The following is a 24343-nucleotide window of genomic DNA, read 5'->3' on the forward strand; positions in this document are numbered from 1 at the left end:
TCACCATGCTTGCAACACTCCGCCCCGCCCTTGTCATGATCCTTTTCATGACCGCGCTGACCGGGATTGCCTATCCCCTCGCCGTGACGTCGCTCTCTCAAGCCGTGTTCCCGGAGCGCGCAAACGGCAGCCTCCTGACGCGCGACGGCCATGTCGTCGGATCGGCGCTGATCGGCCAGACCTTCACATCGGAGCGCTATTTCCAGGGCCGCCCCTCGGCCACGGTCGCGCCCGATCCAGCCGACCCGTCGAAAACCGTATCCGCTCCTTATAATGCCGCGAACTCTGCCGGATCCAACGCGGGGCCCACTTCGAAAACGTTGGTCGACCGCGTTCAGACGGGCGTCGCCGACTACCGACAAGCCAATGGCAGCGCGGGGCCGGTTCCCGCGGATGCAGCCACCACATCGGCCAGCGGCCTCGACCCGCACATCTCGCCAGCGAATGCCGCCGCGCAGGTGGAGCGCGTGGCAACCGCCCGCAACCTGCCACCCGCTCGCGTCCGGGCCCTCGTCGAGGCCGCAACGGAAGAAAGAACGCTTGGCTTCCTTGGAGAGCGGCGCGTTAATGTCCTTCTGCTCAATCTCGCCTTGGACGATGAGCAGAAGGACTCCCAGCAGGCTTCCATTCAGAGCCGGTGAGCGCAAAGCCGATGGCCGACGCCAGGGAAACGAACCGTCCGTCGCCGGACGCCCTCTTGGAACTGGCCCGCGATGAAAAGCGCGGGCGGTTGAAGATCTTCCTCGGCGCGGCTCCCGGCGTCGGCAAGACCTACGAAATGCTTCTGTCGGCGCGCGCGAAGCGCTCCGAGGGGGCGGATGTCGTGGTCGGCGTTGTCGAAACGCATGGCCGCCCGGAGACGGCGGCGCTTCTCGCCGGTTACGAGATCGTCCCGCGCAGGGCCGCAAGCTACAAGGGCCGCGTCATCGAGGAAATGGATCTCGACGCCATTCTGGCGCGGCGTCCGCAGGTGGCGCTCGTCGACGAGCTTGCGCACACGAACGCGCCCGGCAGCCGCCATCCCAAGCGCTACCTCGACGTGGAAGAACTGCTGGCGGCCGGCATCGACGTCTACACCACGCTGAACATCCAGCACGTGGACAGTCTGAATGACATCGTCGCGCAGATCACGCGCATCCGCGTGCAGGAGACGGTGCCCGATTTCGTGCTCGACAAGGCCGACGACATCGAGGTGATCGACCTCGCGCCGGACGAACTGATCCAGCGGCTTCGCGAGGGCAAGGTCTATGTGCCGGAGCAGGCGAAGCGCGCGCTTCAGCACTATTTTTCGCCGGGCAATCTGACGGCGCTCCGCGAACTGGCTCTCAGGCGAACCGCGCAGAGAGTGGACGAGCAGCTGCTCACACACATGAAGGCGCACGCCATCGAAGGGCCATGGGCCGCCGGTGACCGCGTTCTCGTCTGCATCAGCGAAGATCCGCGCTCGGCGGGGCTCGTGCGGTATACGAAGCGGCTCGCGGATCGCCTGCGCGCACCCTGGACGGCGCTCTACATCGAGACGCTGCGCAGCCAGGAACTCTCCGTCGCCGAGCGCGACCGCATCGCGGATACGCTCCGACTGGCGGAGCGGCTCGGGGGCGTCGCGGCCACGCTGCCGGGGCGCGGACGCGTGGCGGACGACGTAATGGACTTCGCGCGGTCCAACAACGTCACGCAGATCGTCATCGGCAAGTCGGAGCGCTCGCGCTGGTTCGAACTGCTGCATGGATCGGTGGTTCACGAGCTTGTTCGCCGTTCCGCCAACATCAGCGTGCATGTCATCGCGGGCGATGCGCTGAACAAGGAGACGATCCCGCGCAAGACGGTGCGGACCGCCGCCACGTCGCGTCATACCAATCCGCTCGGCTATATTGCCGCGATTGTCACCACCGCCGGTGTCGTCCTCGTGGCGCGCCTCGCGCAGTCCTTCATGGGCGGCGAAACGATCCCGCTCCTGTTCCTTATGGGCGTTCTCGGCATCGCCTACTATTTCGGGCTGGGGGCTTCGCTGTTTGCCGCCTTTGCCGCAATGCTTGCCTACAATTTCTTTTTCCTTCCGCCGCTCTACACCTTCACGATCGCGGACCCGATCAACGTCTCCGCGCTCGTCTTCTTTCTCTGCACCGCGCTTGCCGTCAGCAATCTGACCGCACGCGTGAAGCGGCAGGCGGAACTGGCGCGAAACAGGGCCGCAATCACAAGCGCGCTCTACGCCTTCTCGAAAAACCTCGCGAGCAATGTCACTCTCGACGATCTTCTGTGGGCGGCCGTCTCGCAGATCGCGACGTCGCTGAAAGCGGATGTGGTGATCCTGTTGCCCGATCAGGATGGACAGTTGAGCGCTGCCGCCGCCTTTCCTCCCGGCGACACGATCGAGGACTCGGATGTCGGCGCGGCCAAATGGTCGATCGATAACGGCCTTGCGGCGGGCAGGGGGGCGGACACTCTGCCGGGCGCGCGGCGCTTGTTCCTGCCGCTGAGAACCGGGCGCGGAATCATCGGCGTCGTGGGGCTTGGACCCGGCTTGCGATCCGACATCATCCTCACGCCGGACGAGCGGCGGCTGCTCGACGCGCTGATGGATCAAACGGCTGTCGCCATCGAACGTGTGAAACTCGCGAAGGAGATGGACGACGCCCGCGTCGCTGCCGAGGCCGAGCGGCTGCGCGGCGCGCTCCTGACATCGCTGTCGCATGATCTCCGAACGCCGCTCGCTTCCATCCTCGGGGCGGCGAACTCTCTTCGGGAATATGGCGACCTGTTCGACGCGCAGGCAAAATCCGATCTCGTCCTTACCATCGAGGAGGAGGCGCAACGCATGTCGCGGTTCGTAGCCAATCTGCTCGACATGATGAGGCTCGAATCGGGCGCAATCCAGCTCAGGCTTGAGCCGGTGGACGTAGCCGAAGTTCTCGGTGCCGCCGTTCGCCGCGTTGCCGCGCTGCTCAAGCACGGCTCTGTCGAGTTCGATATCGAGCCGGATTTGCCGCTGCTGAACCTCGATCCTGTCCTCATGGAGCAGGTGTTCGTCAACCTTCTCGACAATGCAGGGAAATATGCGCCCGCCGGATCGACCATCACACTGAGAGCCCGGAAGGAAGGTTCCTCGGTCCGCATCTGCGTGATCGATGAGGGCCCCGGTATTCCCGAGGACAAGCTGTCGGCGGTCTTCGAGAAATTCCACCGCGCGGATAACGGCGACCGCCAGCGCGCTGGCACCGGCCTCGGTCTCGCGATCTGTCGCGGCTTTGTGGAAGCGATGGGCGGCGCCATTTCGGCCGCGAACCGGTCCGACCGGACGGGGGCGATCCTCGCGATTTCCTTTCCGGGCTCCTCTGCCGTCCGACCACCTCGCGAGCGGGGCGACACATGACAGTTGCAGACCGCACTCTCGTTCTCGTTGTGGAGGATGAGCCTCAAATCAGGAGGCTGCTGCGCACAAGTCTTGGTGCGAATGGATTTGCCATCATCGAGGCGACGAACGGCAAGGCGGCGTTGGAGACACTCGTGCGCGAGCGGCCCGAAATCATCCTCCTCGATCTCGGACTGCCCGACATGGACGGCCTTGCGATCATCGGAACGCTGCGAAGCTCAGGCGACAAGACGCCGATCGTGGTGCTTTCAAGCCGTGGCGAGGAAGCGACCAAGGTCGAAGCGCTGGATCTCGGTGCTGACGACTACGTCACCAAGCCTTTCGGCGTAGCCGAACTGATCGCGCGGCTTCGCACCTCGCTGCGCCATCGCGTGCAGGCCGAAGGCGGCGAGCCGGTTTTTGAAAGCGGCAACCTGCGCATCGACCTCGTCCATCGCCGCGTGACGCTTTCCGGCAGCGACGTGAAGCTTTCCCCCAAGGAATACGATATTCTCCGCCTTCTCGCGCTTCATGCCGGGAAAGTCCTGACGCACAAATTCATCATGGCCGAGCTTTGGGGCGCAAACGCCGACGTGCAGTATCTGCGCATCTATGTGCGCCAGCTTCGCGCGAAGATCGAAGCGCATCCCGAAAGCCCCGAGCACATCATCACCGAGACCGGCGTCGGCTACCGCCTGAAGTAGAAGCCGCTTTGAATGCGCGGCGCCGTTCGTCTTTCCGCAAGAGCCGAACTATGCCAAGGGCGCGCGTTCCCTGCGGATTTCATCCATCAGCAGACCAACGTTTCGCAGGTTTGCCCGGAAGGAAAAATCGAACACCGTGCCGGCAATCGGAACGACCCCTGCCAGCGCGTCGATCCCCGCATTCAGCGCCATGCGCCGCAGAAGCGCCGGAGATGCGCCGAGCTTTCGGGCCGACGAAATGATCCTGAGCGACAGCGCGAGCGCGGCGAGATCGCCGACGATGGGCACCAGTCCGATAACAGGATCCCACCCAAAGCGGAGTCTCGTCAGCGGCAGCCGGAACTGTGAGTCCAGCAAGCTGGCGAGTCGGTCAGTGTGGTCGAGAGCGCGGAGGTACTCGGCAGGAACCGGTTCTTTCGCGGTAGGTATCTGGTATGTCATGCCTCATATGGCGGCTGTGTGTTTCGCGCTGTGCAGGGGCGCGACCTTACCGGCACGGCGTCCATCACGCTTTGCGGCCTCAAGACGCCGGTGACGATCCATCGAAATGGGACCCCAAACCCTCGACGATAATTTGAACCCTATCATCAAAGGCAACTTGAGGCGAGGCGCTGCCGCAGCGCGCGAAATTTCCCGCCCTCGGTGTGAATGCTTGTCGGCATCTTCGGCGCCCGATTTGTTCCGGGCATCGAGATGCGCTCACGGGGAGTGCTTCGCCCCATCGTGGAACTCGTCGATCACCACGGCGGATGCAGCCGTGCATCTGGTAGAAACCCGGGGTTGCCTCGAACGTAGAAGCCTGTAGTGTCGCGCGCTCCCAGAAGCGGCGCCAGCGCCAGTTCGAGAGCGCGATCATGAATTCTTCGATCGGTATCGATTTCGGCACCACCAACACGGTGCTTGCCATGAAGACGGCGGATGGAAACGTGCAGCCCGTCAGGTTTCCGCACGCCGATGCTGAGTTTTCGTCTTTTCGATCCGTGCTTGCCTTCTGGCGGGAAGAAGGCGAATGGCTGCCCGAAACGCATTGCGAAGCGGGGCCTTGGGCTATCGAAGCCTTCATCGCCTACCCGACGGACACGCGCTTTTTCCAGTCCTTCAAGACCTACGCCGCCAACCGGAGTTTCCAGAACACGCAGGTGTATGGAAAGCGCTATCTCTTCGAGGACATTCTGGCCGCGTTCTTCGAACAGGTGAACAGGCGCTCCGGCGATTCCGCGACCCCGCCGCGCCGGCTCGTACTTGGAAGGCCGGTGAAATTCGCCGGACCCAAGCCGGATGCCGCGCTCGCCCAGCAGCGCTACGAGGCGGCGTTCAAGCGCTTCGGGTTCGAGGAGATTCATCATGTCATGGAGCCGATCGCAGCCGCCTACTACTATGCCCACAGGCAGACGCGGGCCTCGACCGTGCTGGTCGGCGATTTCGGCGGCGGCACGAGCGACTTTTCCATCGTCTCGTTCGAGCCGACGCCGAGCGGCATGCACGCCCGGCCTCTCGCATTCTCCGGCGTCGGCGTGGCAGGCGACACGTTCGATTTCCGCATCATCGATCATGTCGTCGCGCCGGTACTCGGCAAGGGCTCGAAATACAGGAGCTTCGAAAAACTGCTCGACATGCCGCAAAGCTACTACCACAGCTTCGCGCGCTGGAGCGATCTCTGCCTCATGCGCTCGTCCGGCGCGGTCGCTGAGCTGAAAAGACTGGCTGCGGCGAGCGTCGAGCCGGAGAAAATCGAGCGCTTCATCGCGCTCATCGAGGGCAACGTCGCCTATTCGCTTTACAAGGCGGTGTCCGAGGCCAAGACGCGGCTGTCTCGCGACGCAAGCGCCAGGCTGACGTTTTCGGCGTCTGGCGTGGAGCTTGATGCTGAAATTGCCCGCGCCGACTTCGAACGCTGGATCGCGAGAGACCTCGCCCATCTCTCCGCCAGCATCGACGACGCGCTCGCGAAGGCCGGACTTGCGGCGGATGCCATCGACCGGGTGTTTCTCACCGGAGGAACGTCCTTCGTCCCCGCCGTGCGGCGGCTGTTTACGAAGCGTTTCGGTGTCGAGAAGGTCGATACCGGCGACGAGTTCGTTTCGATTGCCAACGGGCTTGCGCTGATCGCCGAGGAAGAGGACATCGCGCGCTGGACAGTGGACGAATGTGCCGCCGCGAATGGCGTGGCGTAACGCCGGCGCGCCGTTGCATAGACATCGCCGCCCGCGTCGAACGTGAGTGAGCCGCTCGAACGGTGAGGGCCGCGTCGATGGCGTTATCTTTCCCCGATTTCAACGCGACCGAGCCGGTCGGCCAGTCGAGCGGTGCGGCCACCTCGATGGCGCCGCCTGCGTTGGCCGCGAGGGTGTCCGAGCCGAGCGACAATGCGGCGTTGAAGGCGATGTCCGAACCGGCGTTGAGTTCGATGCGGTTGCGACGAAAGCTTCGCGCCGGTGATGTCGCCGGCCGGTCGCCATGGCAAGCAGCATGGAGCGGCGGCGCCCTCCCAAGGAAATATTCACGGCCTTGATGGCCTTCTCTGGATAGTACCGGAGTTGGCAGCCGAACTCTCAGACTGCAAGATCAACGGGTGTGAAGCCAGGGACACACATGGGTACGCGGACCTTGTGTGGCCTGCTATAAGTCTCTGATGTGTGAACTTCTGCGACTAATTTAGGTTGGCTGGGGAACCTGGATTCGAACCAAGACTAACGGAGTCAGAGTCCGCTGTTCTACCATTAAACTATTCCCCAGCAGCGGGCGGCGCGCCGACCGCTGATCAGGGCCGGACAATGGAGCAGTTTTTGCCGCTTCGCAAGTCTTTGTTGCGCGTCGGGTCGACAAACACGCCTTTTGCGGCGCAGTCGGGATGCCGCCCGGCCGTTCGCTTCCGTAGCCCCTTTTTCCGGCGCTTACGAAGACCCGAAAGCGCCGGATTTTGCAAAATTGGGGGCGACCGTCCGATAATGCGGTATAAAATGCCCGGAGATTTTTTCACGAAACGAGGGCGCAGCATGAAAATCGCAATCGCAACGAAAGACTGGCAAAGTGTCGCCGGACATGCGGGGCAATCGCGATTCTGGTTGCTTTACGATCTTTCCGAGGTGAAGGCGGGCGACCCTTTGCCCACGCCACGGCATATCCAGCTCACCAATGCTCAAATCCTGCACTATTTCGAGGATGATGCGCCGCATCCATTGGATGGCATCGAGGTGGTAGTGGCAGGCAGCGCGGGCGACGGTTTCGTGCGGCGCATGAAAAAGCGCGGTGCCGATGTATTGCTGACCGGCGAAACCGATCCCACGGCGGCGCTGAACCGAATCCTTGCAGGCGAGGCGCTGCCGGATCAGCGCTTCGACATCACGACGACACTTTGCAAACTGCGGGATTTGTTCTCCAAGCACTGAGGTCAGCCTCGCTTCATCGGTGCCGATCTGGCTGAGACAAGTCGAACGTCTGCATGAGTCTACAGCGTGGCGCCGCGCTCGATTTACGGAATGATGCTGTAGAGTTTTCGGATTTTCTGCGCCGTTTGCTTGCCGCCCCGCCCATGTCGGATCAACCTCCACCCGGCTTGCGAATTATATATCCGAGCGGATGCGGACGGTGCGGGGGGCGAGGGATGCCTTGCCTGTCGTCCCGGGTGGCATGCGCGAAGTGTCTGAGCGGTTTGAATAAAGCACTCGGCGGGTTTTATCTGACGCCACGGCCCGGCCGAGAAGGCCGAGCGCCTCTTCCGTCGGCATGGGCTTGATGGTGCCGCATGCGCCGCCGCTGCGTCGGAGCGAGTGTCCCCGGCGGTTCATCCGCTTGCGCTCGTTTCCCGACTGTTGCGCCGCGCCCAAAATGATTCGGCATTGCCGGCTTTTGCATCCACTTTTTTCCTTCCCGCTCACGCGCAGGGGAAGATCATTTATGCAACGAAGGATTGCATTCAAATAAATGATGCAAATCAAAGGTTGAGATTATTGTTCCCGTTCCTTGTCATCCTTTGTAATTTTGTTGCGTTACTGCAACAGGGCTTGTCCGATTTTCTTATAATCGTTCCACATCCAAAGAACGGCGGAATGCGATCTTGCGCATATGATTGCTGCTTCGTAATAATCTGACCATAGCGCGCAATATATGGGCGATAAAGGACCGCTTCTCAGTCGGGTCCGAGCGCGCAGAAAACGGGCAAGGAGGGGGCGCATGTTTTTCTCTAATTTGACCGGCTCTTCGTGTGGAGAGCCGGAGCGGGGGCGTTTGCGCCTTCGAAAGCGAGCGATTTGGACCCTGCCGGCACTTGGCCTTCTGGTGGCTATCGCGGGCGGGCAGGCGGTGGCAGGACAAAGCGCCGCGATCGGTTCCGACGTTTTCGTTTATGCGATGCAGTCTCAGGCGGGCGAAAAGCCGCTTCCGGCAGGGCATCCCGACGTGTCGGGCATGACGCCGGCCGATGCGCATGGCGCCAAGAGCGCGCACGGAGCGAAAAAAAGCGCGCACGGGGGCATTGGCACAAATCCGCACTCGGGTCTTTCCTTGTCGAAGGCGAGCCCAGCGAAAGCGCTGCTCAATCATGCGCTCTTCACGCCCGAAGCCGGTCTGGTCGGTAGCTCGGGCAGCTCCGGCGGCGGCGTCGACGCCGAAACCGAACATCTGATCATGGTCGCGGAATCCGTCCCGCCCGCCAAACCCGACACAGCCAAGCCGGACGCGGCCAAGGCTCCCGCAGGCAAGGCGCAGGCCGCCGAGGCCGCTCCCGCCGCCGATGCGAAGGCGAAGGTCGTCCGTGCCGCGCCAGACGATCCGGAAGGCCGGTATTACGTCGGCTCGGAGCCGTGCAAGGTCTGCCACGCCTATCTGTTCGACGAATTCAAGTTCACGGTCATGGGCCGCAATTTCGAGGCCGGCAAGGACACGCCCAAAGGCAAGATGGACTGCGAAACCTGCCACGGCCCCGCATCGGCGCACGTGAACGGGGGTGGCGGTCGTCTCGGCGGCGGCATCCGCTCGTTCCGCAAGTCCGATCCGCGCACGTCCGTCGCCGACACGAACGCCGTCTGCCTGCAGTGTCACGAGAAGAACGACCGCACCTACTGGAAGGGGAGCACGCACGAGACGCGCGATGTCGCCTGCACGGACTGCCACACCGTCATGCGCAAGACTTCCCCGCGCTTCCAGCTCGCGAAGGGCACGGTCCAGGACACCTGCTTCCAGTGCCACAAGGATCGCCGCGCGCAGAGCCTCCGCAGTGCCCACATGCCGATGATCGAGGGCAAGATCAGCTGCTCCAGCTGTCATAACCCGCACGGCAGCGCTTCGGAAACGGCGATGCTGAAGGAAGCGACCATCAACGACACCTGCTACCAGTGCCACGCCGACAAGCGCGGTCCGTTCCTCTTCGAGCATGCGCCGGTTCGCGAGAACTGCATGAACTGCCACGAGCCGCACGGCTCCATGCACAACAGCCTGCTCGTGGTGGCTCGCCAGCGGCTTTGCCAGCGGTGCCATACGGTCCCGCATGCGACTGCAGGTCTGGCCGATCCCTCGGTGGCGAACAACATGCGCCGGACAGTCAGTCTGGCCTGCCAGAACTGCCACAGCAATATCCACGGCTCGAACGCGCCGTCGGGATCGAGATGGCACCGGTAGCAATATAAACCAAGCAAGAACAATAACCTGACCGGTCTCGGGCGGACCGGTCAGGAATGGGCGGAGACGGATCAGGAGAGGCGCCTTGGGCGGCGCGGGAGGGGATCATGGAGTTTCATGGCAGGGTAGTGCTGACGAGTATTCTTTCGATTGCGGTGGCATCGTTCGCCGTGCAGTCGGCGCGAGCGGGCGACAAGCCGGCCCCGGCTCCCGCCGCGCCCGCAGCCGAAGAGAAGATCGAACTCGACACCTGGGGCGACATCGAGTTCGGCGGGCGGTACTTCATCGAGAAGCCGCGCGACATCGGCAGGGCCTGGGTCACACCGAGCGTTCAGCGCCCGGACAAGGGAAGCATCGCTAAGTACGAAGAATATGGCAACGTTCCTGAAGGCGCCTATCTCGAGAGGCTGACCGCCGGCGCCCAGACCAAGGACGGCGCGTACGTGGCCGAGCTTCGCGCGACCGATGTGGGCAACAACAACCAGCGCTACATCTTCGACTGGGGAATCACCGGTGTGCTGACCGGCACCGTGACGTGGGACCAGATCCCGCATGTCTACAGCACGACCGCGCAGAGCATCTGGAACGGCGTCGGCACCAACTATCTGACGACGAATGTCAATCTCAGCGAATTGGCGACGAAGTACGCGCAGGCCGACTTTATCAATCCGCTCAGTGCCAACGGCATCGCGGCCAAAAATCTGATCAACAGCACGTTGGCGGCAAATCTGAAGACGATCAAGATCGGCATCGACCGCGATCGCTTTGAAGCGGATCAGCGCTGGACGCCAACTCCCAACTGGGAAGCGCGTGTCCAATATTTCCATGAAAAGCGGGAAGGCACGCAGGTCGCCGGCGTAAACTGGGGCGGCGTCGCCGGTACACAGATGGTGCAGGTACCGCGGCCGGTCGATGACACCACCCAGAATGCGAAGGCGTCCGGCGAGCGCTCCGGCGACTGGGCTTACGGCCATTACAACGTCAAGATCACGGGCGGCATATCCACGTACGATAACGAATACAGCTATTACACGGTGCAGAATCCGTTCTATACGCTGCCGACCGGTGGAACCAAGGCAGACTGCGCCAGTACGTACAATGCGGCGTTGAACGCTTCGCCATGCGCACGCGTCAGCCTCATGCCAAGCAATCAGGCGTATTCCGGCAATATCACCTCCGGTATCGACCTGCCGTTCAGTTCGCGTTTCATGAACACCGTCCAGTACACGACGATGCGGCAGGACGAGCCGTTCATGCCGATGACGATCGCGACCGGGAGCACGACGTTAAACACGTACAACTCGCCCTTCTATGACGCCACGACCGGGCGCACGTACAACACCGCCACCAGCCTCAATGGCGAGGTCAATGCGCTGCTCGTCAACAATGTGCTCAACACGCGCATAACCGACGATCTCAAGTCTACGCTTCGTTATCGATACTACGACAACGATAACCAGACTCCCGAGACCTTCTGGAGATGGGTCTCGGAAGATACGGCCCTGAGCGTGGATAGAAGAAACTTCGGCTATTCCTATACCAAGCAGAACGCGTCCGGGGATTTGACTTACCATGTTCTCAAGAACGCCTCGGTCGGCGGCTCAGCGGGCTGGGAGAGGATCGAGCGCGACAACCGCGAAGCGCTTCGCACCGACGAGTTAATCGGCAAGGTCTACGCAGATGCACGCTGGAACGACATCGGCCAGTTGCGGGCAAGCTACCAGTACTCGGAAAGGCGCTACGATCGTTACGATCCACAGGCTTGGTATGCGACGATCTACCCGGACGGCACAGGTGGCACATCGAACAACTGGGGCGAGCGCAAGTTCGACCTCGCGAACCGCGACAGAAACAAGGGCAATGTGCTGTTCTCGTTCGACAATATCCCGTACCTGTCGAATCTCTCGTTGACGCCAAGCTTCGGAATTCGGAATGACGACTATCTGACGGACCCGAACAAGGCATATTCCCGCAGCGTGACCTTCAACAACACGACAACCACCTCGACGACTTACGAGATGGGATTGTTGAAGGATTACAGCTGGAACGGAGGTATTGAGGCGGCTTACTCGTTCAAGCCGGGCACCAGCATCGTGTTTGCCTACGTTCATGAGAATTCCGACAGGGATCTCGTCGGCAGCAACACGCTGCAGAATACCGCAACAGGCGCCATCGCGGCTGTGAATACCCGCTGGGCCAGCAACATGAAGGAGGACGTGGACACCTTCATCGTCGGCGCGAACATCGCCCTGAATGATCAGTTTGACTTCAGCGCGAGCTATTCGATCGCCTTTGGCAAGGAGAACTGGACGGCCACCGACCTCTCGGGCAACAGCGCTTGCGCAACACCGGGCTCGGCTGCTTACCTCGCCGGTTGCATTCCCTATCCAACCGTTAACACGAACCTTCAGCGTGTCGATGCGGTACTGAAGTACAAGTTCGACTCGGAACTTGTTACGAAAACGGGCTTCGATGGCGATGTATACTGGAAACTGAAGTACAGCTGGGATCACTCTCGCGTAGACAACTGGCAGAACGATCTTGTGACGCCATACATGTACCTGGTTGATCCTTCGGCTCAGGGGCGCGATATCTCCATGGCCGCTTACAATCCGAACTACGATGTTCACGTCGTCGCCACGTCGCTGAACTTCAAATGGTAAATGCCGCGCCCCGCCCAAAATATACGGCGGGGCGTAACCTGACTTCATCTTTCGTGCGCCGGGTCATGACGTCCCCACAGCGGCCCGGCGCACGGGAACGGATTTGCGGCGACTGGGGCGCGAGGCGATGCCCGGCATTTCAGTGGCATCGCCCGTTGGCCGTATTTTACTCGATTTCGATCTTTCCGCGAAAAATTCGACAATTACTACCTTGGAATTATTCTCGTTCGGCTTGACGCCGAGCTTAAGCACACTATAAAGTCTATCTCGGTAGAATTGTCGGATTGGCGCCAGTTCTACTGAAGTTATGATCGAAAAATACACCTGCTGCAAGTGCTGACGGGTAAAGCCTAGTCTTTTAGCGGGGTATTATTTCGCCGCTTCAGGCGCGATGCGACGCGGAGGCATGGAACGATTATCGCAGCCAAGGGAATTTCCGCGGCGGCTGCCAATAGCGAAGAACCGGAAAACGGCGCAACAAAAACCAACAAAAGGAAAGAGGAACGCTCCCATGGAAGATACCAGCAACAAGGCCGGAAACACGCGCCGCGAGGTTTTGAAATTCGGTGCTTATGCGCTCGGCGCGCTCGGTGCAGCCGGCCTCGTGGCCGGCAGCGCGGAGGCGCAGGTGGCGAAGAAGGCGGCGCAGGCGGCCGTCGGTTATCAGGGCTCTCCGAACAGCGGCAAGCACTGCGCCCTTTGTCAGCACTTCCAGGCTCCGTCAAGCTGCCGCGTCGTCGAAGGCACCATCAGCCCGAACGGCTACTGCAAGATCTTCTCGAAGAAGGGCTAGCGCGGGTCGACGCGGTTTTCCGATGGCTCGACGGGACCGATTGCCGCGCCCGAAGGCGCGTCGCTCCGGCGGCGCGTCCTTTCGGCGTCGGGGCGCGGAGGCCGTGCCTGCTTGGCTTGGTTCGTCTTTCGCCGTGTGACGGCCTTTGGAGCCTCCCGGCGAAAATCGCCGCGACCGGCTTCCGCCAATGAGCGAGGCGGCTTGAACAGCTTGATCTCGTCCCCATTAACTGGTCTTTCACAGCCTTGACACCCGAAGCTGTCGGAGTACTGTCGCGCGCGATGATCTGGATAATCTTTGCTTTATTGACGGCCGGCGTAATTCTGGCGGTGACGCGTTCGCTCAGGCGCGCGCCCGCCAATGCCCATGCGGGCGCGTCAGAGGTGGAAGTCTACAAGGCGCAGCTCGCCGAACTCGACCGCGAGGCCGAACGCGGCACCGTCGGGCAGGAGGAAACCCGCCAGACGAGGCTTGAACTTTCGCGGCGCCTGCTGCGCGCCAGCCGGCAGGGCAACGCTTCATCGCAAGGCGTGGGCGTGGGGTTCGGCGGAAACAGCGCGGTGGCCGCTGCCGCCACGGCCGCGCTGCTCGCGCTCGGCACCATCGCGACCTATGTCGTCTATGGACAGCCCGGCTTGCGGGATATGCCGCTTGAAGCCCGTCTGAACGTGCCGCCCGAGAGGCAGACCGTCGACGTCTATATCGCGAAGGCCGAACGCGAACTGCGTGCGAACCCGAAAGACGTAGCCGGTTGGATGCGCATCGCGCCGGTCTATTTCCGTAACGGTTTGTTCGACAAGGCAGCCGATGCCTATTCTCGCGCCATCGAATATGGCGGCATGGACGAGGAGAAGCTTCTCGGCCTTGGAGAGGCGCTGACCTTCGCCAATGATGGCAGCATCAACGATCGCGCGCGGCTCGCTTTCGAATCGGCGGCCAAGCTCAGCCCTACGTCGCTTCGCGTCCGCCTCTGGACCGGCCTTATCGCCGAGCAGGATGGCCGCAGAGGCGAGGCCGAGAAAATTTACAAGGCGATGCTCGCCGGTGAACTGCATCCCGGGCTCAGGCAGCTTGTGAACCAGCGCCTTGCAGCTCTTTCCGCGCCGGATCAATCGAACGATGTCGCCCAGGCAAGCCCCGAAGAGCAGGGCAAGATGATCCGCGGCATGGTGGACGGGCTTGCCGCGCGCCTCAAGGAGAACAAGTCAGACCTCGAAGGCTGGATAAGGCTGATCCGCTCCTACGCGGTTCTGAAGGAAAACGACAAGGCTAAAGACGCCGCCGAAACCGCGCGGCAAGCTTTCGCATCCGATGCGAAGGCTCTTCGAGAGATCGAAGCCGCCGTAAAGGAAGCCGGGCTTGGCGCCAACGGGCAGGGAGGGCAACCGAGGACATGACGAGAAAGAAACGCCGCGCGGTTTTGATCGTAATGGGCCTTGCGCTGATCGGTGTGGCCTCGACGCTTGTGCTGAGTGCGCTCCAGACGCAGGTCACTTTCTTCATGAGCCCGGCCGAGGTGGCCAAGGCCGCGCCCGATCCTGCCACGCGTTTCCGACTCGGCGGCCTCGTTGCAGCGGGCAGCTACAAGCGCGAAGCCGACGCGGTGAATGTTTTCTCCGTCACCGACAACGCGGCTTCCCTGCCCGTGAGCTACAAGGGCATCCTGCCCGACCTGTTCCGCGAGGGGCAGGGCGTGGTCGCGGAGGGACGCCTTGTGAACGGCGTGTTCGTTGCCGATACCGTGCTCGCAAAGCACGACGAGAATTACATGCCGCCGGAGGTTGCGGACGCGCTGAAAAAGAACGGCCATTGGCAGGAGAAGAGCGGGAAGCAACCCGCGCCGACGCCCGGCACCTGACCGGGCGCGCTTGGAACCGGGAGCATTGTCAGCGAAGCGATTTCGGCTCGCGAACGAGAAGCTTTCAAATCGGAAGGCTAAAACCTTTCGATGAACCTTGCGAACCGAGGAACGCAACCGGATCCTGGCAAAGGCGTGCGGACCTCGGCAACGACAGACAATCACGCGAAACGGCGACCGAAAACGCCGGAGGCGCATGGGAGAAAGAAGACCGTGATCGTTGAACTGGGCCACTTCGCCCTCATCCTCGCTCTCTTCGTCGCCGTTGTGCAGTTTGCCGCGCCGCTCGCCGGTTTGCGCACGCGCGATACGCGCCTCATGGCCATGGGCGACGCCGCCGCTCCGATCGCTTTCCTGCTGATCGCGGGCTCCTTCGCGGCGCTGCTCTGGGCGCATATCAATTCCGATTTCTCGGTGGCGAACGTCTGGGAAAACTCCCATTCCGCGAAGCCGCTTCTCTACAAGATTTCCGGCGTGTGGGGGAACCACGAAGGCTCGATGCTCCTGTGGGTGCTGATCCTCGCACTGTTCGGCGCGGCGGTTTGGCTGTTCGGCCAGAACCTGCCGCTCGATCTGCGGTCGGCGGTGCTCTCCATTCAGGGGCTGATCCTCTTCACATTCACGCTGTTTATCGTCGTGACATCGAACCCCTTCGTCCGCATCCCGAATGCGCTGTTCGAAGGGCAGGGGCTTAACCCGATCCTGCAGGATCCGGCGCTCGCGATCCATCCGCCGCTGCTCTATGCGGGTTATGTCGGCTTCTCGATGGCCTTTTCGTTCGCCATTGCGGCGCTGCTTCTCGGGCGCGTCGACAGCGCATGGGCGCGCTGGGTGCGGCCGTGGACGCTCGCCGCGTGGATTTTCCTCACCATCGGCATCGCCATCGGTTCCTGGTGGGCCTATTACACGCTCGGCTGGGGCGGCTGGTGGTTCTGGGATCCGGTGGAGAATGCCTCGCTCATGCCGTGGCTGACCGGCACGGCGCTGTTGCATTCCGCCATCGTGATGGAAAAGCGCGACAGTCTGAAAGCGTGGACGATCCTGCTTTCGATCCTTACCTTCAGCTTCAGCCTGCTCGGCACCTTCCTCGTGCGTTCGGGCGTGCTGACTTCGGTGCACTCCTTCGCGTCGGACCCGTCGCGCGGCGTCTTCATCCTCGTCATCGTGAGTCTGTTCACGGCGGGCGGCCTGCTTCTTTTCTCCTGGCGCTCGAATTCGCTTGCCGCCAGCACGGCCTTTTCGGTGGTGTCGCGCGAATCGAGCCTCGTGCTGAACAATCTGTTCCTCACGGTCTCCTGCGGCGTCGTCTTTGTCGGCACCCTCTATCCGCTCGCGCTGGAAGCTGCCACCGGCGACAAGATTTCGGTCGGCGCTCCATTCTTCAATTCGACGGTCGTCTGGATCTTCCTGCCTCTGCTCCTACTCCTTCCGTTCGGCATCTTCACCGCGTGGAAGCGTGGCGATCTCGATGAAGCGGCGCGCCGCCTCATTCCGGCTGCGGTCGCTGCTGTTCTCGTCGGCATCGCGTCCGTCATGGCGGGAGCCGGCTTCAAGACCGGTCTCGCGCTGACGCTGGGCGCATGGGTGTTCGCGGGCGCGGTGTGGGAAGTGCTCTGGCGCGCGCGATTTGCCCAGGTTTCCTTCGGCGAGACGGCGCGGCGCATCGCCAACATGCGGCGCAGCCAATGGGGCGCGACGCTCGGACATGTCGGCCTCGCTGTCAGCGTCATCGGCATCGCGGGCACGACCGCATGGAATGCCGAGCATCTCGCGGTCATGAAGCCCGGCGACAGCATCGATGTCGGCAGCTACAGCATCACCTTCAAGAAGGTCTATGACGAGCCGGGGCCGAACTACACGGCGCAGGCTGGCGACTTCGAGCTGAAGAGCGGCGATCGTGTGATAGGCACCATCACCTCGGCGAAGAAAAAATACGATGCGCCCCCGCAATCCACCACGGCGGCGGGCATCGCGGTGCGTCCGTTCGCGGATGTCTACGTGGTGCTCGGGAACGAGGCGCCGGGCGGTGCCTATTCGATCCGTGCCTATTATCACCCGTTCGTGCGGTGGATCTGGGGCGGCGCGGTTCTCATGTTCATCGGCGGGTTCCTGTCTCTGCTCGACCGGCGCCTGCGCATCGGCGTTGGCCAGCGAGCGGGGAAGCCGCCGCTTTCGCAATCGCCCAAGATCGGCCCGGCCCTGCCAGCGGAGTAAGCCATGCGTTCCTTCCTTGCACTGCTCGCCCTGACGTTCGCCGCCGCGGTCACGCCCGCGCTCGCCGTCGATCCGCAGGAGCAACTGAAAGACCCGGCCCTCGAACAGCGCGCGCGCGACATTTCCGCCGGGCTTCGCTGCCTCGTCTGCCAGAACCAGTCCATCGACGATTCCGACGCGCCGCTCGCCAAGGATCTGCGAATCATCGTCCGCCAGCAGCTCGAAAAAGGGCGAACGAACGCGGAAGTGCTTGACTACGTGGTGGCGCGGTACGGCAACTTCGTGCTTCTGAAGCCGCCTTTCACATTCAACACCCTGTTGTTATGGGCAGCGCCTGTGCTGCTTATCGGGGGAGGCTTGTTGCTTGCCGCGCGTCTCGTCCGCCGCAAACCCCTCGAAGCGGCGGGTGCGAAGCCGCTCACGCCCGAAGAACAGGCCGAATTGCAGGCCCTTCTCGGTGAAAAGCGTTCCTGAAGGCCGAGTCTGGCCACGGAGAGTGCACCGCAAAAGTGTGACGGGGTATTCCGTCAAGACGCGATAAACAAAGGATCGAGCGCGCCTTTGATACCTATCAAAGGCGGTGCCTCTGGCGTAATCTGCGGTCGGCCCGAATCGGGCGCTCGGGGCAGGCACCCGCGACGCTGACCAAAGGTCCGCGAATCTGCGCTCGACGCGCCGCTTGTTTCCGCGATTTTCGCCCGTGATTTCCAGGCCCGCGAACACAGCGTCGTGCCCATCCGGAAGCGGCAGGGCGCCGAATGTTCGGGTGTCGATCAGCTTCTCTGCCGTCAAATCGATGCGACCTAACGCAGGCTGATCCGTTGTACCTGCCGAATTCCGCGCTCGCAGGCCAAGAGGTCGAAAAGCGCGTTCCTGATGGGCGATGTGGGATCTGGATCAGCCCTGCGTCGAATCGGATGGATCGCACGCGAAGAAGCTCGATCGATCGTACGCGTTGCGCCGTTTCCGGGTTCCGCCGCGACACCGTGAGGCGCCCGCGCTTCCGGCGCTTTGCAAGACGGTTTCGAAGCGCAAACCGGTTCACCGGCTCGCCCGCGTCGCTCGGCCGGGGAGCCACCGCATTTCGCCGATGGCCCGCGCGTGCGCGAGCGTGACGGCTTCTTGTTCGCCCCGCCGTATGGCAGCAGCCGATGGCCCGCGCGTGCGCGGGCTTTACGCGCGGCGACGGTCAGCCGCCCGACGGGCCGTTCGACAGCGGGCTCGACGCCGGAGTCGTGGCCCGCGCCTGATCCAGCGACTCTGTCGCCTTCTTTCCCGTTTGCGGCAACTGACCGTGGAGGAGGGCCAGCGCGGCCTGAAGCTGGTTGTCCTTTTCCTTCTCTTTCGGCACGTAGGAGATGCTGCCACCCCCTTCCTCCGTCGCTGCGGCGTTCTTGAGATGGCCGCGCAGCTGAGCCTCGGACTCGAAGGGCACGCTGGCGAGTTGCAGCTTCAGCTCCGGCGGAAGTTCGGGCTCCACAACATAGTCCGGCTCGATGCCGGTCGCCTGTATCGAGCGGCCCGACGGCGTGAAATAGCGTGCGGTGGTGACGCGGATCGCGCCCTTGTTGGCAAGCGGGATGAGCGTTTGCACCGATCCCTTGCCGAATGAGCGCGTGCCGAGCAGCGTCGCGCGATTGTGGTCCTGAAGCGCGCCCGCCACGACTTCCGAAGCCGATGCCGAACCGCCGTTGAGAAGCACGATCACCGGCTTGCCATCGGAAATATCCCCCTGCTTCGCGGTCGTGCGCTCGATGTCGTCGGAGCCGCGACCGCGCGTTACGACAATGGTGCCCTTGTCGAGGAACGCGTCGGTCAGGTCGATGGCCTGATCGAGGAGACCGCCGGGATTGTTGCGCAGGTCGAGCACATAGCCCGAGACCTTGCCGTCGAGCGTCTTCTTGATGTCTTCGACCGCCTTCTGGACATACTCGGTCGTATGCTCATTCTCGAACGATTTCACCTTGATCCAGCCCGCGTCGCCCTCGACGCTATACGCCACGGGGTTGACCTTGATGATATCGCGGACGACTTTCACGGTGATCGGGGCGGTGGCGCCCTTTCGCTGGATCGTGAGCGTCACCGGCGAGCCGACCGGTCCGCGCATCCGGTCCACGGCCGCATCCATGCTGAGCCCCTTCACCGATTGGCCGTCGAGCGCCGTGATTGCATCGCCCGCGAGCACGCCCGCACGGTCGGCGGGCATGTTGTCGAGCGGCGCGATGACCTTGATGGCGCCTTCTTCCATCATCACGTCGATGCCGAGGCCGCCGAACTCGCCGCGCGTGTCGGCCTGCTCGTCCTGATATTCCTTGGGCGTGAGGTAGGCCGAATGCGGATCGAGCCCGTTCACGAGGCCCTTGATCGCGTTTTCGATGAGTTTCGCGTCGTCGGGCTTCTCGACATATTCCGCGCGCACGCGCTCCAGCACGTCTCCGAACAGTTCGAGTTTCTTGTAGATTTCGGGGCTCGTCGCCTGAGCGGGTTGGCGCTGAACGAGCGGCATGGAGAGAAATCCGCCGGTGACGACCAGCGCGACGAGGAACGCACCCAGCGCGAGTTCCTTTTTCCGCATTACTTATCAACCTTCCAAATTGCTGCAAGCTGAAGGGCCGGTCACCTGAACGGAAAAAAGGTAAACGAATCCTTGCTTCGACGAAAAGACCACTGCTCTCCATCGAAGGCAATTTTTAGGCCAAGGTTGGGGATGGTTAATTCCTGCCACCTTCGGGTGTGGCCCCGTCTGCGCTCGGAGGGCCGGAGCGCCGAACTTCATTCACCAAAATTCCATGATGTCCTTGATATTAAAGGCACGACCACAATTTCGCTGTTGTTTTCGGCAACCTCGACGCGATGACCACGAATTTCTCACGCAGAGCGGTGCTTCAGGGCGCGCTCGCCACTCTGGTTTCCGGCGCTTGTGGAATCGGCGCCGTTGCCCCCTCGGCTTTTGCACAATCCGCGCGCATGCCGTTCTCGCAATGGGTAGAGGCGTTCGGCGCTCGCGCACGGTCGCGCGGCATCTCGGGTGCGACCTATGCGCGTGTCATGGGATCGCTCAAGCCCGACACCTCCGTCTACGCGCTCGACAAGGCGCAGCCCGAATTCAAGGAAGAAGTCTGGCAGTACCTTAATCGCCGCGTGTCCGACTGGCGAATCGGCATCGGCATGGAACGCGCGCGGGAATATGCGCCGCTGCTGGAGAAGATCGAGCGTACCTATGGCGTCGACCGCTACGTGATGCTCGGCCTCTGGGGCATGGAAAGCGCGTTCGGCGATGTCGTCACGAACCCGAAGCATATGCGCCCTGTATTCCCGGCGCTCGCCGCGCTCGCCTGGGGCGAACCGCGCCGCCGCAGCTACTGGGAGCAGGAGCTTCTGAACGCGCTCGTCATCGTGGATCGCGGCTGGGCGAAGCCGGAAGAGATGATCGGCTCGTGGGCAGGCGCGATGGGGCATACGCAATGGATGCCCGAGGTCTGGCTCAACATGGGTGTGGATTTCAACGGCGACGGCAAGATCTCGCCCTTCGGCTCGCCTGATGACGCGCTTGCGGGCACTGCCCAATATATCGCCAAACGCGGGAAATACCGGCGCGGCGAGGGCTGGGGTTACGAGGTGCGTGTCCCGGAAGGATCGGGCGGCGCGGGCGGCTGGAAATCCATCGCGGCGTGGCAGGACAGGGGCGTGACGCGGGCGAACGGCAAGCCCTTCCCAAGGCCCACGGAACAAGCGCGGCTCTGGCAGCCGGTGGCGCGCGGCCCGGCGTTTCTCCTCACGCGGAATTTCGATGCGATCAAGTCGTACAATCCGGCGAACACCTACGCACTGGCGATTGCCCACCTCGGCGACCGGCTGAAGGGCGAAGGGCCGTTCGTGCAGCAGTTCCCGGGCGGGGAGCGCGCGCCCACGCTGGCGGAGGTTCAGGAACTGCAGAAGCGGCTGACGGCAGCAGGCTTCGACACGGACGGCACCGATGGCCGCGTCGGCAAGGATACCATGAAAGCCATTCAGAGTTTTCAGCGGAAGGTCGGCATGCAGCCAGCGGACGGCTATGCCGGGCTGAAGGTGCTGGCGCGGTTGCGGGCAGGCGGCGTCTAGATCGCTGCGTCAACGCGGGTCCGAGTCGGCGCAGGCAAGCTCGGCAATCGACATTGGCAGCGTCGGTCGCGTCCGAGTTACCGCACGACGCGGTAGCGCCGCACATTACCCTACGATTTCCGCGTCGCCTTTCAGCGCAAGGTCGAGCAGCATGGCGGGATGGCGCGCGGGGCGGCCCAGCCCATCCTGTATCTGTTTGCGGCAGGAATAGCCCGTGGCGGAAACGAGCGCGTCACGGCCCGCCTTGCGGATCGCGGGAAACAGCGCCTGCTCGGCAATGGCGAGCGATGCGTCCAGCGTGTCGGGCGTCATGCCCATGAGGCCGTTCAGCCCGCAGCAGGACGGCGGCGCTGGCGTTATGGCAAGGTCGGGAATGAGGCGCAGCACCGCTTCGGCATGTGCGTCGACGCCGTGGGCGCGTTCGTGGCAGTGCGAATGCAGCACCACGGTCGCCTCGATGGCCTTCAGCGGGAGCGGGAAGCCGTCTTCGATGCGCCGCGCGATGAATTCCTCGAAGAGCAGCACGGGCGGCGGGTCCGCGACCGCAACGCCGAGCGCCGCATATTCGTCGCGCATCATCAGCACGCAGTTCGGTTCGAGGCCGATGACAGGCACGCCGCGCTCGGCATAGGCCGCCGCCGCGCGGGAGAGGCGCATCGCCTGCGCCCGCGCCTTTTCGATGTCGCCGGCATCGTAGGCGCAGCGCCCGCAGCACAGCGCGCCGTCTTCACCGTCGGTGAAGGCAACGACGCCGTAGCCCGCCGCTTCAAGCACGCTCTGCGCCGCGCGGAGGTTCGCCGTCTCGAAGGAGCGGTTGAACGTGTCCGCGAACAGCGCCACAAGCCCGCGCGGCCCCGGCTCGGCGTCGGGGGCTGCGCGGAACCGCCGCCCGGCCCAGCGCGGCCATGGGCGGTCGGCGGCTAGCCCGAGCTTCCTCTCGGTGAAGCGGGCCAGCCCCGGCAGCAGATCGCGGAGGGCGAGAAACCATCGCCAGCGGGCCGCTCGATCGGTGTACTCCGCGAGGTTCGCGTAAAGCTCCTGCGCGCGCGAAAAGCGGCCCGCCGCGCGCGCGGCGGCGAGCGCCTCGATCTTCATCTTCGGGATGTCGATGCCGAATGGGCAAGCGGAGTTGCACGCCTTGCACGACACGCAAAGCGCCATGGTTTCGAGCATCGCGGGCGAGCCGAGCGCCTCCTCTCCGAGCTGGCCCGAAAGGGCGAGCCGCACCGTCTGCGCTCGGCCGCGCGGGGACTCGCGCTCGTCATGCGTCACCGCATAGGACGGGCAGGCGAAACGCTGTTCAGCCGTCCGGCAGAGCGCGTGCCCGGCGCAGCGGCGCGCATGCTCCAGCGCGCGCGCGGGCGTCGCTTCGGCGTCCCATGAAAGGGCGACCGCCACATCGGCAGGCTTCCCCTCGCGCGGGGCGCGGAGCAGCGCCGCATCGTCGAAATCCGGCGGGCGTATGATCTTGCCGGGGTTCAGAACGAAGCCCGGATCGAGTTGCGCCTTCAGATCCGCGAACAGCCGCAGCGCACCCGGAGCAAGCGCGCGCTCCAGCGCCTCGCTTCGGGCGATGCCAATGCCATGGCCGCCGCTCAAAACGCCGCCATGGCGGACGATCAGCGCCGCCATCTCGTCGGACAGCGCGCGCATGCGCTCCCGGTCGTTCGCATGGCGCAGGTTCAGCACGGGCCGCACGATCAGGCAGCCGCGCCCCGCGCTGCCATAGAGCGCCGAGCGGACGCCGTGCCTGCCGAGCAGCGCCTCAAGCTCCGCTCCGTAAACGGCGAGGCGGTGGAGCGGCACCGCGCCGTCCTCCATGAAAGACAGGGGCTGTGCCGCCGACTTCATGCGCCACGCCCGCGTCACAGCGTTGTGCCGGAGCCGCCAGAGCGCGGCACGGTTATTCTCGCCAATGATTTCCACAAGCGGGAAGCGGCCCTTGTCGGCCTCGGCCACGGTGTCGGAGAGGCCCTTGAGGAGCCGCGTGTTGTCGACCGGGTTTTCCTCGTCGAACTCCACGATCAGCAGCGCCTCGGGATCGCCCTGCAGAAGGCGGGCGGCGTGCGGGTCGCGCCGCGACGCGACGATGTCGATCAGCGTGCGGTCGAGGAGTTCGATGGTGGTCGGGTTCAGGAGCGCGATCTTCGGGATGACGCGCAGCGCGCCGCCGAGATCGGCGAAGCGGCAGACCCCGAGCGCGCGCGTTCGGGGAAGCCGCGCAAGCTTCAGCTCGATGCTTGTGGCGACGGCAAGCGTGCCTTCGGAGCCAGCAAGAAGACGCGCCAGGTTCTGGTCTTCGGAATAGGGCAACAGCGCGCGCAGATCGTAGGCGGGCGGCTCCGGCGTTCCCGGCGCGCGCAGCGGAAACTCGCGCGCGATATCCTTTTCGTGCGCTTCGCCGAATTGCAGGAGGTCGAGCAGCCGGTCGCGGCCGGGGAATCTTGCCGTTTCATCCTCGCCGATGGCGCGGAAATGCACGCGCTGCCCGTCGGCCATGAGCGCCATGGCCGAGAGGATACGGTCGCGCATCGAGCCGTAGCGCAGCGCCCGCAGGCCACTCGAATTGTTGCCGAGCATGCCGCCGATCGTCGCCGATTGCGCGGAGGCGATCTCCACGGGGAAGAAAAGGCCGTGCGGTTCGAGCGCCGCCGCGAGCGCCGCCGGCGTGCATCCGGGTTCCACCACGCACCGCGCGTTCTCCGCGTCGATCGCGCCGATGCCGCGCATGTATTTCGTAAGATCGAGGACGACACCCTCGCCGAGCGCCTGCCCCGGCGTCGACGTGCCGCCGCCCCTCGCAATGACGGAAAGCCCTTCCTCACGCGCCATTTCGAGGACGATGGCCACGTCGCTCTCGGTCTTCGGGCAAGCCACTCCCGCCGGGAAGCTCTGATACATCGATGCATCGGTGGCGTAGCGGCCTCGCGTGAAAAGGTCGCTTGAAGCGTCGCCCTCGATCTCATGGGCGAGCCTTTCCCAGAAAGCGGGCGACGCCTTGCGCAATGCCATCGGTCCTTGAAAAGAAGCGCGGTGGTCGCG

The 24343-nt window shown here is 63.4% G+C and carries 16 protein-coding genes and 1 tRNA gene; 13 read left to right on the forward strand and 4 right to left on the reverse strand.

What is annotated here, in order from left to right; genetic code table 11:
• The first annotated feature begins 5 nt into the window (after window positions 1–5).
• From kdpC to QM659_RS00265, 3 genes are read left to right on the forward strand one after another with little or no spacing between them, the layout of a single operon-like run.
• Complete coding sequence (kdpC, locus tag QM659_RS00255; RefSeq protein ID WP_415186941.1) at window positions 6–641, forward strand: potassium-transporting ATPase subunit KdpC; 636 nt, start codon at window positions 6–8, stop codon at window positions 639–641.
• Window positions 642–652: 11 nt separating this feature from the next.
• Window positions 653–3373, forward strand: coding sequence for a DUF4118 domain-containing protein (locus QM659_RS00260; RefSeq protein WP_415186942.1), 2721 nt, complete (start codon window positions 653–655; stop codon window positions 3371–3373).
• Window positions 3370–4056 (forward strand): response regulator transcription factor, encoded by a 687-nt coding sequence (locus QM659_RS00265; RefSeq protein WP_415186943.1) that lies wholly within the window; start codon window positions 3370–3372, stop codon window positions 4054–4056. The genes QM659_RS00260 and QM659_RS00265 overlap by 4 nt, the downstream gene beginning before the upstream one ends.
• Before the next feature lie 48 nt (window positions 4057–4104).
• Here the strand turns inward: QM659_RS00265 and QM659_RS00270 are convergent, their stop codons facing one another.
• Complete coding sequence (locus QM659_RS00270) at window positions 4105–4497, reverse strand: DUF4112 domain-containing protein (protein ID WP_415186944.1); 393 nt, start codon at window positions 4495–4497, stop codon at window positions 4105–4107.
• 413 nt (window positions 4498–4910) lie between these two features.
• On the opposite strand from QM659_RS00270, the gene QM659_RS00275 reads away from it, so the two are divergent.
• A complete protein-coding gene (locus tag QM659_RS00275) occupies window positions 4911–6230 on the forward strand; it encodes an Hsp70 family protein (protein WP_415186945.1) in 1320 nt (439 codons plus the stop codon).
• 487 nt (window positions 6231–6717) lie between these two features.
• On the opposite strand, the gene QM659_RS00280 is transcribed toward QM659_RS00275, so the two are convergent.
• A tRNA-Gln gene (locus tag QM659_RS00280) sits at window positions 6718–6791 on the reverse strand.
• A gap of 261 nt (window positions 6792–7052) precedes the next feature.
• On the opposite strand from QM659_RS00280, the gene QM659_RS00285 reads away from it, so the two are divergent.
• From QM659_RS00285 to QM659_RS00320, 8 genes are all read left to right on the forward strand, one after another.
• Window positions 7053–7445: a NifB/NifX family molybdenum-iron cluster-binding protein gene (locus QM659_RS00285; RefSeq protein WP_127077654.1), complete on the forward strand. Its 393-nt coding sequence runs from the start codon at window positions 7053–7055 to the stop codon at window positions 7443–7445.
• Window positions 7446–8358: 913 nt separating this feature from the next.
• A complete protein-coding gene (locus QM659_RS00290) occupies window positions 8359–9672 on the forward strand; it encodes a DmsE family decaheme c-type cytochrome (RefSeq protein WP_415186946.1) in 1314 nt (437 codons plus the stop codon).
• A gap of 107 nt (window positions 9673–9779) precedes the next feature.
• On the forward strand, window positions 9780–12335 hold the full coding sequence (locus tag QM659_RS00295; RefSeq protein WP_415186947.1) for an MtrB/PioB family decaheme-associated outer membrane protein: 2556 nt from the start codon (window positions 9780–9782) through the stop codon (window positions 12333–12335).
• Window positions 12336–12846: 511 nt separating this feature from the next.
• On the forward strand, window positions 12847–13128 hold the full coding sequence (locus QM659_RS00300) for a high potential iron sulfur protein (protein WP_303484929.1): 282 nt from the start codon (window positions 12847–12849) through the stop codon (window positions 13126–13128).
• Window positions 13129–13409: 281 nt separating this feature from the next.
• Window positions 13410–14525 (forward strand): c-type cytochrome biogenesis protein CcmI, encoded by a 1116-nt coding sequence (gene ccmI, locus QM659_RS00305; protein WP_415186948.1) that lies wholly within the window; start codon window positions 13410–13412, stop codon window positions 14523–14525.
• The gene (gene ccmE / locus QM659_RS00310; RefSeq protein WP_127077649.1) at window positions 14522–14986 is read left to right on the forward strand and encodes a cytochrome c maturation protein CcmE; all 465 of its coding nucleotides are present in this window, start codon (window positions 14522–14524) and stop codon (window positions 14984–14986) included. Before ccmI ends, ccmE begins: the two co-directional genes overlap by 4 nt.
• A 213-nt stretch (window positions 14987–15199) precedes the next feature.
• The gene (locus tag QM659_RS00315; protein WP_415186949.1) at window positions 15200–17200 is read left to right on the forward strand and encodes a heme lyase CcmF/NrfE family subunit; all 2001 of its coding nucleotides are present in this window, start codon (window positions 15200–15202) and stop codon (window positions 17198–17200) included.
• Between the two features lie 3 nt (window positions 17201–17203).
• The gene (locus QM659_RS00320; RefSeq protein ID WP_415186950.1) at window positions 17204–17674 is read left to right on the forward strand and encodes a cytochrome c-type biogenesis protein; all 471 of its coding nucleotides are present in this window, start codon (window positions 17204–17206) and stop codon (window positions 17672–17674) included.
• Window positions 17675–18389: 715 nt separating this feature from the next.
• Here QM659_RS00320 and QM659_RS00325 read toward each other — a convergent pair.
• Window positions 18390–19775 (reverse strand): S41 family peptidase, encoded by a 1386-nt coding sequence (locus QM659_RS00325; protein WP_415186951.1) that lies wholly within the window; start codon window positions 19773–19775, stop codon window positions 18390–18392.
• 278 nt (window positions 19776–20053) lie between these two features.
• Here QM659_RS00325 and QM659_RS00330 point away from each other — a divergent pair, with 278 nt between their 5' ends.
• On the forward strand, window positions 20054–21301 hold the full coding sequence (locus QM659_RS00330; protein WP_415186952.1) for a lytic murein transglycosylase: 1248 nt from the start codon (window positions 20054–20056) through the stop codon (window positions 21299–21301).
• 105 nt (window positions 21302–21406) lie between these two features.
• Here QM659_RS00330 and QM659_RS00335 read toward each other — a convergent pair whose 3' ends face one another.
• Entirely contained in the window at window positions 21407–24313 is a 2907-nt protein-coding gene (locus QM659_RS00335) for an FAD-binding and (Fe-S)-binding domain-containing protein (protein WP_415186953.1), read from the reverse strand.
• Between the last annotated feature and the right edge of the window lie 30 nt (window positions 24314–24343).

This window comes from Rhodomicrobium sp., assembly GCF_047605405.1.
Lineage (GTDB): Bacteria > Pseudomonadota > Alphaproteobacteria > Rhizobiales > Rhodomicrobiaceae > Rhodomicrobium > Rhodomicrobium lacus.